The following is a 12,227-nucleotide window of genomic DNA, read 5'->3' on the forward strand; positions in this document are numbered from 1 at the left end:
CTACTATTAAGCTTGTTGCTGGATCTGAGAGAAACGCAGGATGATAAATTCAGCAGGGCGTACAGGAGCCATACCAATTTCAATGATCATTTTTCCATTAAGGATATCATCAAAAGTCATGGTTTGTCCCAGACCTACTTTCACGTAAAATGCTTGCTCTGGTTTCGGCCCAGCCAAAGCACCCTGACGCCACAGATTGGTAAGATAATTTTCGATCATAGCACGTACGCGTACCCAGGTGTTACCATCGTTGGGCTCAAACACAAACTGCATAGCTGCTTTTTTAACTGATTCCTCAACCATAATATAAAAACGGCGTACTGATATGTATCTGAAATCGTTACTGTTACCATCCAAAGTACGGGCTCCCCAAACCAGGATACCTTTGCCCGTGAAAGCGCGTACCGCGTTAATTGACTTGCCGGAATCTGTATCAATGTTCAGATCTTCCTGGGTGTTATCGTCAACATTTACCAATGGTTCCACTATAGTATTAACACTTACATTGGCAGGAGCTTTCCAAACGCCTCTAGTACCATCAACTGAGGCATAAATGCCGGCCAGAGCGCCACTCGGAGGTACTACAATTCCCTGGTTTTTAATGGCTACGGTGATGTTGTTGTATATAGAGCTTGAATCGTTGAGCTGGATTTCCAGATTTTGTAAACGCAGATTCACTTCATTGATGAACGCTGATACAGAATTTACAACTCCTGAATACAGATTGTTAACTCTTGCCCTGATATATTTTACAGCGGCTGCTGCATCTGCAGGTGCTGGTGTACCATATATGGTTGGATCTGCAGCCAGGCCAGCGGCATTTGGGAACGCCGGAGTGAAATTAGCTGCGATTGCCGCTCCTATCGCCCCACCAGGAAAACTTTCATCCAAAAGAAGAAGTTCACGTATCAGTTGGTCCATTGGTGAAATATCGGTTGCATCGGCACCGGCCCTGGTGTAGGTAGTATGAATATCTTTTGTTGTACGGCCGCCATAAATATGACTTGGGTCGGCATCAGTTAAAGTGCTGTTCAAAGCTACAAAACCCAATATGATGTCTTTGATATAAGATAATCGTAAAGTCATCTCAGGCTTATCGCTTGTTGAGGGAATTAGCCCGTAAGCATCGGTTATGGCACCGGTATAAGGAGCTACATTGAACGGAGCGCCAAAACCAGGTGTGTTAACAAAAGTGTTGATATGGGTATTCAAGTCGGTTACAGCCCTGTCAATTTGTGTAACAAAAACATTATTAATTACAATATTTTTTGTAGGTACATTGGTGCCAGCTGGTTTTTGCAGTTGAATATTCCGGTACGAAAAAGAATAGGACAAACTTGAACGGAGCCATGGATAATATGCCGCGCCATAATTCAAATTGGCCGAACCTATTCCATTTCTAAAAACGGTAATAACGTCTGAGTTATCGTAGGTTCTTTCTTTGTCGCCATTAAGTACATCCAGTATGGTAAATCTGTCCTGCAGATCGGCGCATGCTTTCAAAGATGTTGTAGCCAGGTTATTAAAATCACTGGCGCCAAATGAAATAGCATCAGGAATAACAATCAGCGTTGGCTCATCCTCTTTACGTAAAACTTCAAAAGCTCTGATCTTGCCGGCGTCAATAAAGTCGGTAATGAGCACTGAGCCGTCATTTTTGTATTTACCAACAGAAATAATATAGCAGTTAACACCGCCGTTACTGTAAAACATTCTTACAGCGTTATACAACTGGTATTTGGGCGATATATTTACAGTATCTACACTATTATCTGGCTTAAGCGCAACATTAGCAGTGAGATTAGGAAAATCGGCGCCAAAATATTGTACGTATTGAACAAGTGAGGAAATACGTACAGCTTGATTAACCACACTCTTCCCATTTCTTGTCGCGTCTTGCGAGTATCCGATAAATACCGGAACCGCGGTGGCCACCTGTGCAATTGATGGCGGAAAGGATGGAATTTCATTCACATAAACCCCTGGAGTTTTAATTGTGCTTTCGTTTATTTGTGACATATTTATCGGTTTTTAAAAGTTTAAAAAGATCTCTGAACATGGATAAGTATCGGTACCCTTTGTAATTGTGACGAGCCTCTGAGGATCTGCACAAGCAATTGGAGAATAATCATGATTATTTAAGGTTAATTTTAAATTCAACGCCTTATTACTTAATGGAATAGGTGTAAGTGAAGTAATCACACTCGCCGGATTTGCGAAGTGATATAAATTAGCCGTGTCATTAATGTTGCCCGATTGTTTGCTGGCCAGAATATATTTCCAGATGGTAGCACGGTTTAAAAAGTAAATACTATAGTGAGGCGCAGGGTTTATAAGGGCCCCACTCCCATCAATCAGATTACAGGAAACTGGTGATGCATCATTAAAAATGTCAATCACGGCAAAGGTTTTGCTATCACTAAGCTCATCATTAATGTAGATCCATTGCTGGATGCCGTTAACCGTTAATGAGTATTTTCCTGATTGCAAAAAGCTCAGATCAAGTGGAAAAGAGGAAGCCGGATTTGCAAAAGCTATCGTTTTTGAAAATACAGATTGGGTGTAGGTAGTAGCAATATTATCATAACCCAACACAGATATATTAACTGATGCTTGTGGGGAGGCAAACTGGTATGCGGATATAGATGGCATCCATTTTAAAGCATCCGCTTCTGTCAGATATTGATTTTTATCTACAACCATCCAATGATTAGCATTGGTGAGATTAAAAGTGTTTCCTGGTTTGCTGCTACCAATTGCTCTATATGTAATACCTGTACCGTTTGACACCAGATCGCCGGGAGCATAAGTATTTGCCGCGTTATACACCGCTATTTTGCTCGACAGAAAAGTTTTTCCGTTACTGACGTTGTTGTTCCTGTTAGTGAAATAGTAAATTTTACCAGGTGTAGCAGAAGATAAATTGGTATAGTTAAAAAATAAAGGGTTGTTAAGTTGCATGAAAAAAGTGAACTGCGCGCCTGTTTCAATTGCCGTAAACGGTTTTGGAGGGTTTATTTTACCATTACAGTTTACCCCGGTAATTAACTGGTTGGAGTATTGCCGTGCAATTATTTGATGGCCGCCTAGAGTTTTAACCGTTTGGTTTGAGGGTAAAATATTAAAGTCGGGACATAGTTGATCTTTGTAGTAACTATGCAATAGTTCAACCGTGAACAGACTTCCAAAATTGATATCAATCATAATGTTTGCAGCGTTTTGTCGTTAACAATAATTTCATGCAGCAGAGGGGTATTTCCTTGTGCAAATTCCTCACTTATACTGATCATCCGCATTTTGTACATAACAGAAGGCAGATATTTTGACCCCAGTATACCCCATAAATTGTTCATGTCCTGAAATGATAATGTGTTGAGATCCAGGATAAGTTTTTCAACTCCCGCAGGTAAATCGGGTGAGCTAAGTGGTGTAAATACGTTTTGACATTGAAAAAACTGTATGATGAAAGAAAGACGCTTCAACGATTCTGTATAAGTTGAAAGGTTAACCGCGAACAATACATACAGATTGAGGTATATTTTGGGGTTCTTATAGGTGGTTTCACTCCCTTGCCGAACATAATTTTCGGGCGATTTACTGATCCTGTCCTCCTCTATGTTAACCAGTGTTATGAATGCGTTCGCCGGATTATTTGTGCCGGTAGATCCGGAGGTGTCATTATCATTCCAGGCTATATTAGCTACCTGAATAAAAGAGTTACTGTTGGATGGATCCAACTTTAACCGCAGATAGCTATCCAGATGCGTGTTCAAGAATGTTAAAGCCTGATCTATCATTGTAATAAAGTTTATACTGGTTTAAAATGCTGCCTTATAAAGGGATGTATAAAACAGCTGCTTAATAATTTCAGGGAGAATTATTATGATGTAAAATTAGGAGCTTAATTATTAATTAATACGCGTACTTTTACTAAAAACACCTCAAATGCCTGCGTATTTTTACGCGACTTTATTGTGTCCTTTTGATAGTATATCTATTCTGTAATTGAGATAGTTAACTAAAATTGATATTTAGAGCCTGGTATTATAAAAGTATAATACCAATTATGTATTTTTTATACTGGTTGAAAAAAATATATGCTATTTAGGCATACAGAAGAAAAAACCTTATGAACGGGCAAAACATTTTAAAACAAAAAAGGAAGGCATATGCCTTCCTTTTTTGTTCTAAATAAACGAATCTGATTAATATCCTGGATTCTGATACATTGTAACCGGGTTTAACTTGGTTTCGTTAAACGGAATAGGGAAAAACCTATCTTTTGTAGTAAAGTTTGATAACAGAGCTGAGCCGAAGTCTGCCTGCTTTTTACTGTGAAAATATGCTACTAATTCATCGGTAGTGAAAGTACGTAACAGGTCAAATAAACGGTGATGTTCAAAGGCCAGTTCAACACGTCTTTCATGTAATATAGCCAGTTTAAGGGTTGGGTATTTAGCACTGTAGGTGGGGTCTTGTGAAGAAACTTCATAAGTAGGCATACCAGCTCTCGCACGTACCATATCTACATATTGAATAGCAGCTGTATTGTTACCCAGGTACATATTTACCTCGGCAAGCATCAGGATAACATCAGCATAACGCATCAGGATCCAGTCATTACCTCCGTACCCATTTTTACCCGCTCCTGAACTTGCATCCCTAAACTTGGTAACAAACCAATCTTTAACCGTAGCATCATTGGCAAACTTGATGGAGAATGCGCCACGTGGATCATTAGCTTCATAATCATTCACAAGGTCATGTGTTACGTTATTACCAACACTACTTGATGATTTTAGAGAGTTAATGGTTTCGCCTTTAGCCTGATTGTTTGCCGCTATGCTTGAACTGTAAACCGGATCGCCCTGTATATTTACAATTTGCCAGATAAGCTCGGGGCAAGTACCCTTTTTGGTTACATCAAATACATCGTTGTAAGGGATATCTTTTAAGTTAGCAAAAGTTTTGGCGTTATAAGCTGCTGTAAGGCTTGTTAAGGCATTATTTAAATTTGTTGTTTTATTGGCAGCATCTAATGTTGTAGCCATTGTTAAATAAACCTGTCCCAATAAGGTATTTACAGCAGCAAGTGATATACGACCAATTGTGCCTGCCGCCTGGGTAGCAGGTAGGGGGCTGCTTTGAGCATCCTTTAAATCGGCAACTATTTGTGCATAAACTGCGGTCTGCGGGTTACGTGCTGTACTCGCGGCAACCTCATTGAGGTCTGTAAATTGTTTTGTAACCAGCGGTACATCGCCCCATTCCCTAACCATGTGAAAATATATTAAAGCACGGATAAATTCAGCCTCGGCTTTATATTGCTGTTTGGTTGCGGGTTTGGCAAAGTTTACCTTATCAATATTAGATAATACAATGTTACAGTTGGATATAACGGAGTACATAGCACTCCAATGTGAGTACAAGTAACTGTTGGTAGGTATTAATGAAAAGTTATTAAACCCAAAAGGCTCGCCTGCGTTAGATTGATTATCATTTGTCCCGGTATCATCAGAACGTTGGTCGGTCCACAGATCACTGCCTTCACCTATGGTATTACCGCTTCTTAATAGCGCATAACAACCATTAACCGCTAATAATACATCATTTTCGGTTTTGAAAGACGAACTTATTAACGAACCATCGGGGTTAGTTTGCTCTAAAAAGTTTTTTTTACAAGAACCCAGCGCAAATAACGCAATCAGACAAACTAGCTTTATATTTATATTCTTCATTTGCTTCAGAATTAATTTTTGAATTAAAAAGTTGCCTTAACACCCAAATTGTATGACCGTACCAATGGGTAAACACCATAATCAATACCTGGAGTAAGGTTTGTATTCTGTGAACCGCTATAGCTATAATTATAATTAACTTCGGGGTTATAACCTTTGTATTTGGTAATAGTAAAGCCGTTGTTAACAGCACCATATATTTTCAATGAGCCTAAACCCAGGTTACGACTTATATAATCTGATTTAAGTGTGTAACCCAAAGTCATATTGGTGTTTCTTAAGAAAGAGCCACTCTGTAAATAAAAAGTTGATAGCCTGGTGCTGTTACTTTGAGTACTACCACGTGATGCACGATAAACACTTCCCGCACCCGGATCGGCAGCATTACGGTAACGATCGGCAACATCAGCATATTGGTTACCAGAACCTTCCATGTTGTACAGGTAGTAATCTTGTCCGTCAACTATCTGATTACCATAAGAACCCGCAAATGCTGAACTGAAATAGAAGTTTTTGAAGGTTGCATTTATGGCAAAACCATAGGTGAATTTAGGATATGGAGTGCCAATAATGCCCGCGTCTTTCGCATTAATTACGCCATCTCCATTAACATCCTTAAAATAAAGATCGCCAGCCTGTATCGGGGTAGTAGAAAATGTTGAAACAGGTGGACCTTTAATTTTATAACCAGCCGGATAAGATTGTGTAGCCGGATTATAGTTAGCACGATCTGCAGCTATGTTAGCCAGATCGGCCTGACTTACTATCCCGGCAACTTTATAACCGTAGAACATACCTACGGGCTGTCCTGTCTCGGTAATGTTAGTTAAGTATGAACGCTCCGCACCTGCACTGATAATGGTATTGCTGCCACCAAGGTTCAACACTTTGTTTCGGTTTATGGATATGTTACCGCTTAGATTTAAGCTGAAATCTTTTTTGGCGATCACCTTACCGTCAACCTGAAAATCAAACCCTTTATTACTTATTCTTGAATCAGGACCTAAATTAGTGGTAACGGTTGTATTTCCTGAAATAGCAGATATTGGTTCTTTAAATAACAGGTTATAAGAATGGCTTAGGTAATAGTTAACAATAATGAAAAGTCGTCCTTTAAGTAAGCCCAAATCAGCACCAAAGTTATATTGTGATGTTGATTCCCATGTTAAGCCTGGATCAGCAATATTACCTGCAGTAAGCGAAGGCGCTGTAGCACCAGGAGTACCAAATACCGCGTTTGCTGGTGGGTTAAAGTATTGTTGAGCAGTATAATTACCAATGTTGTTATTGCCACTTAAGCCCCAACTGGCGCGTAACTTAACTGTTGATTGGTCGCCCAGCCAACCGTGATAAAATGACTCATCAGATAAATTCCATCCTGCTGAAACAGATGGAAAATTTGCGTATCTGGTTTTAGTGCCAAAACGGGAAGATCCATCCGTACGGAATGAGGCTGACAGGAAATATTTACTGTCATAATTATAATTTATCCTGCCCAGGTATGACAATAATGTATAGGTATCATCTCCTGTTGGTTGTACTCCTTCTATTGGGCTGCTATTGGGTGTAATCAGCGTTATTTGAGCTGGATTGGCGCCCGCTATGTTTGGTATATTATCGTTCTGAAAACCGGTACCCTGTACGGTAAGCACATTATTGGTGGTTTTCTGAGCGGTATAACCTACTAATCCGTCAAAATGGTTTTTACCTAATTGCTTGGTGTAGTTCAGCGTAAACTCACCTAATTGGTCACGATAATCAATGGTTTGGCGTATAGCTTTTGCTGCCTGTATTGATTGAGGTGAACCCGGTGGGTTTGCCCCATTACTAATATTAGTAGGTAAATAGTAGTTGTAGTTTTCGGCATAGGTTTGCATACCCAGGTTAGCATTGAACGAAAGGCCATCCAGGATGGAATAATTGGCATGAGCGTTATAAGTTGCACGGTCACCTACACGATTTATCTTTATTAATGTTGCTGTTGCTATTGGGTTTTCGATTGATTGATAAGCGTAAGCTGTTGATTGTGCTGCGGCTACGTTTGTCGCAATGCTGCCATCGGCATTGTAAGCCGGGAAGAATGGCATATATATCAATGCACCGAATGCCGGGCTATGATCCCAACGACCGTCCTGAGTTTCCTGATTGGTAGTTTGAGTAAATGCTATGTTTGCTCCTACTTTTAATCTTTTGCCTATCTGGCCATCAATATTGGCACGCAGATTTATTTTTTTCTGTCCTGTGCCCAGCATAATACCCGGATTATCCTGGTAACCAGTACTGAAGTAATATCTTGTGCCATTTGAATTGCCCGAGAACGAAAGACTATGGCTTTGTGTTACCGGGTGACGATACAATTCATCTTGCCAGTCGGTATTAACTGTTTGATGAATAAGCGACTGTGTTTGAAAGTTATAAAGATAAGGCGGAACGCTTACCGAACCGGCGTTACCTACGTTAGCTATACGTGTAGCGTTATCATCAGAGTACATGGCATCATTCCAGGTATGACCGGTAGTAACCCACAAGTCATGATAAGAATTGTTACGACCGTCGATTACCAGCTGCGCAAATTGATCTGAATTTAACAAATCAACTTTTTTAGCCAATCCGTTAACTCCAACCTGAACGTCATATTCAAATTTGCCTTTGCTGTTTTCTTTAGAACCGTGTTTGGTTGTAATAAGCACCACACCACCAGCTGCCCTTGAACCGTAAATAGCGGCCGATGCAGCATCTTTTAATACATCAATTGATTCTATATCATCCGGGTTGATAAATAGATCGTTACCTGCAGCATAACCGTCAATTACATAAAGCGGATCTGAACTTGCAAGGAATGAACCAACGCCACGTACGTTAATTTTGGTAGTGGAGTAAGGCGAACCGCTAACTTGCGATACCTGTACACCCGCAACTTTACCTACTAAGGCCTGACCAACTGTCGGAGCGGTTAAATTCAGCTCTTCTGATTTAACACTGGCTATAGCTCCCGTAAAATCGCTTTTGCGTACCGTTTGATAACCGATAGCCACAACTTCGTTCAGTATGTTTGTTGATGGTAATAGCTTAACGGTTATCTCCGTGTGTTCGCCAACAATAATTTCCTGGTTGGTGTAGCCTACAAAAGCAAAAACCAATGTGGTTCCGGGTTCAACAGTAATGGTGAATTTACCGTTGATATCTGTTGCCGTTCCTTTGTGTGTTTTTTTTTCATAAATACTTACACCTGGTAAGGCTAAGCCTTTTTCGTCAACTACGGTTCCGGATATCTTAACGGGGGGCTGTTCTGTTTTTAATGGAGACTTAGGATCCAGCTGAGCTTTTTCTACCCTAATCACCACATGGTGATCATCTACCTGGCTAATGGTTCCTTTATAGTTTTTTAACAGCTTTTTTAATACCTCGCTTATACTTTGGTCACTTACATGAAGTGATATGTGTTTTTTAATATCAACAGTGTTATCATACCCGATAACGAAATCCGTTTTTTGTTCAATTAGGGTAAAGGCTTCCTTAAGTGTAATGTTATCAGCAGTAATTGATATACGGGTATTGTTAATGGTTTGTCCATCGGCTGCAAAGGCCGGACCGGTTAATTGTAACATAAATATGATTGCAATTAAAGGGTAAAGCATGGCAGACTTAAGCCTTTTTATTAAATGAACTGGGGGACTGATTCGATAAAAATTTTGCATTTTAAAAGAATTTTTAATGATTGTAAGATCGTTTTAAAGGCAGACACTACTTTAATGTCTGATTCAACAGGGGTTGGTGAAGCATTCCCTGTTTTAATAAGCTCGCTATTATTCCATGCTTTTACAGTTTTTTTAAATTAATTAATACAATCTTATTTTTGATTTGGTAGTGTAAACCTGTGAGGCGGTTAAGTACGTTTAACACATGGTAAAGGGGCTCATTATTAAAGCTAACGGTGTATAACCGTCTCGTTTTTTCGCCATTAAGTTTTATGGTTACATTATACCATCTTTCGAGGGTTGAGGCAATTTCATCCATCGAAGCACTTTGAAAACTTAACTTGTTCTGTTGCCAGCTAATTAAATCGGATGTTTCGACACGGCTAAGGGTATGTATGTTTGTTTGTTCTTCAAACATTAGCTGTTGGTTATGCGTAATTGCATCAGCGAATGTTTCGGGTTTACTGTCCGCATTGTTTTTCTCCACCTTTACTTTACCGCTTTTAACGGCTACTCTTATTTTATGATCCTCTGGATAGGCCTTCACGTCAAACTCGGTACCCAGATCAGTGATAAGTAATTTGCCAGAGTGGATAGTAAAAGGCTTAGCCTCATTATGTGTTATGGAGAAAAAAGCTTCACCTGCAAGAAAAATCTCCCTGGTTTTAATACCAAAATTGGATGGTATAAGGATCCGGGAATCAGAGTTAAGACTAACCATACTGCCGTCTGGCAACGAGAATTTCTTTTTTGCCCCTTTGGATACCACAACGGTAGTATAAGTAACTGTTACATTTTGTTTAGACTCAGTCTGATAGTATTTTAACCACCAAATGCCAATCGGGATCAGGATCAGAGCGGCGGCAGCATATAGCCATCTGCGATCAAATAAATTGCGAGGATGATTTAGAAGAACGCTATTTATTTTCTCATCCATGTGTGAGAGAAGCTCGAGATCCTCCTTGGTATTTAATTTTTCAATAGGTGTTTTTTCAAAACTGGCAAACCAGTCTTCAACTATTTTACGTTCCTGGTCATTTGCTTGACCTGATTGATATTTTTCGAATAATTTTTTTACCCTATTGTCCACGTACAAGGTGCTTTTTATACAGCTCGTGCATAAGGGTAGTTTGTCCTTTAAGAAAAGGTTAACAATTTGTTACCTTTCCTGCGTTATATTTAGAATCGAAAAAAAACAAAGAGCAGACTAAGCGTAATGATGAGCATCAAAAGCTCGGGATGGTTATTTCGTAAATTTAACCGAAGACGTTTCAAGGCTTCTGACACATTATTGCGAACGGTTTTTTCTGATATATTTAGGATATTAGCAATCTCGCCATTTTTTTTGCCTTCGTTTTTACTCAGATTATAACAAGAACGCATGGTTTCAGGTAGTTGCACTACCAATTGATCTATTTTATCTGTAAGTTCACGGGCAAGGCGATGCTCTTCGGCAGAATGAGTCATTTGTTCAATTTTTCCAATCAGATAGTTTTCACCTTTGATCCTGGTGTTTTTTTTTCGATAGGCTGAAACTACCTGATTACGACTAATGACATATAGATATAATTTAAAGTCATTGATGTTACCTAATTGCTTCCGGTTTGTCCATAGCATTATGAATATATCTTGTGTTACATCTCTTGCGTCTTCTTTGCTGGTAAGCCTCGCGTAAACTACATTGAAAACAAATTCTTTATAACGGCAATAAAGTTCCTGAAAAGCAGCAGTATCGCCCTCACAACATTGAGTTAGCAGCAACTGCTCTGATAAATTGATGTATATCATTGATTAGTCCCGAATGAACGCTACAAATTTAATGAGTGTTTATAGTCGGATTATAAAGCAGGTATTAACAAACTAATATGTTATTGAACGCTACTACCAGGAGGTATTTGTAAACGTTACGTTATTTTTGCGGGATGAGGATACGGCTATTCCTTTTTGGGTGTCACCTAAAAAGGAAAAACCTTCCAGTTCATCCTGTTTCCCATCAATATTTATCTCTCTGATCACCTGTTGCGTTCCTGTTTCTATAGATTTTTTCAGATCTATGTATGTAAAACGCCACATCCTTCCTTCCTTTTGATTTTGAATAAGGACAAGTATATTTTTTGAAGCTATCCAATGCAAGTTCTGAACCCAGGCGGTGCAGGTAAATTTTTTATATAGTACGCCTTTTTCGCTGGTTCTGGAGGCCTTTTTTAGGGCTTCTGGATCATACAATCTAACTTCGTTGCCATTATTACCATAATCTGCGGTAGCTACATACCATTTATTATTGTATTTTACATATTCCGGTCTCGTACCCTGAATACAGGCATCATCATCAATGGTGTTGATCAGGTTACCATCCAAAGTACCTGTTTTTAAGAGGCCATCCCAGTTAATGCAATAAATAACAGCTTTCCATTTGGTGCCATCTTTATTCAGACGGATGGAGTTGCCCATAAAAGTGGGCCCGGTACCGTTATAAGCTATACCGGTAGGATGGTTTATTACATCCTGCCCGTTTGTGGTTAGCTTATATTCTTTATTCATGTAGGTGAGGCTATCCCCTACCAGTCTAAATTCACGGATCATTCCAACCTCCCGGTCACCATATAAAAATATTCTTCCATGCTGATATGAAATACCCTGGCAGGCGCCTAATGAATCGATGGTTAAGGCACGGGTAACCGTCATATCAACTGTTTTATTAAAAAATGCGGTTAGCCCTAAGCACAATATAGCTATTGAAATAAACAGTAATTTCTTCATGATCATTGTTTTGCAGAATTTGAAAATAGTT

Annotated in this window: 8 protein-coding genes; all 8 read right to left on the bottom strand. The window is 39.4% G+C overall.

The window, feature by feature from the left end:
- Nucleotides 1-6: 6 nt before the first annotated feature.
- Complete coding sequence (locus ACTJKG_RS12760) at nt 7-2,019, bottom strand: phage tail sheath C-terminal domain-containing protein (protein ID WP_440739432.1); 2,013 nt, start codon at nt 2,017-2,019, stop codon at nt 7-9.
- A 12-nt stretch (nt 2,020-2,031) separates the two neighbouring features.
- Nucleotides 2,032-3,204 (bottom strand): hypothetical protein, encoded by a 1,173-nt coding sequence (locus ACTJKG_RS12765; protein ID WP_440739433.1) that lies wholly within the window; start codon nt 3,202-3,204, stop codon nt 2,032-2,034.
- Nucleotides 3,201-3,797 (bottom strand): DUF4255 domain-containing protein, encoded by a 597-nt coding sequence (locus ACTJKG_RS12770; RefSeq protein ID WP_440739434.1) that lies wholly within the window; start codon nt 3,795-3,797, stop codon nt 3,201-3,203. Before ACTJKG_RS12770 ends, ACTJKG_RS12765 begins: the two co-directional genes overlap by 4 nt.
- A 408-nt stretch (nt 3,798-4,205) precedes the next feature.
- Entirely contained in the window at nt 4,206-5,738 is a 1,533-nt protein-coding gene (locus tag ACTJKG_RS12775) for a RagB/SusD family nutrient uptake outer membrane protein (RefSeq protein WP_440739435.1), read from the bottom strand.
- Nucleotides 5,739-5,761: 23 nt separating this feature from the next.
- A complete protein-coding gene (locus ACTJKG_RS12780; protein ID WP_440739436.1) occupies nt 5,762-9,346 on the bottom strand; it encodes a SusC/RagA family TonB-linked outer membrane protein in 3,585 nt (1,194 codons plus the stop codon).
- A 211-nt stretch (nt 9,347-9,557) separates the two neighbouring features.
- Nucleotides 9,558-10,526, bottom strand: coding sequence for a FecR family protein (locus tag ACTJKG_RS12785; protein WP_440739437.1), 969 nt, complete (start codon nt 10,524-10,526; stop codon nt 9,558-9,560).
- An 89-nt stretch (nt 10,527-10,615) separates the two neighbouring features.
- Entirely contained in the window at nt 10,616-11,224 is a 609-nt protein-coding gene (locus ACTJKG_RS12790) for an RNA polymerase sigma factor (RefSeq protein ID WP_172333463.1), read from the bottom strand.
- A 93-nt stretch (nt 11,225-11,317) separates the two neighbouring features.
- Nucleotides 11,318-12,196, bottom strand: coding sequence for a hypothetical protein (locus ACTJKG_RS12795; protein ID WP_172333464.1), 879 nt, complete (start codon nt 12,194-12,196; stop codon nt 11,318-11,320).
- Between the last annotated feature and the right edge of the window lie 31 nt (nt 12,197-12,227).

It is taken from the genome of Mucilaginibacter sp. 22184 (assembly GCF_052045695.1).
Taxonomy (GTDB): domain Bacteria; phylum Bacteroidota; class Bacteroidia; order Sphingobacteriales; family Sphingobacteriaceae; genus Mucilaginibacter.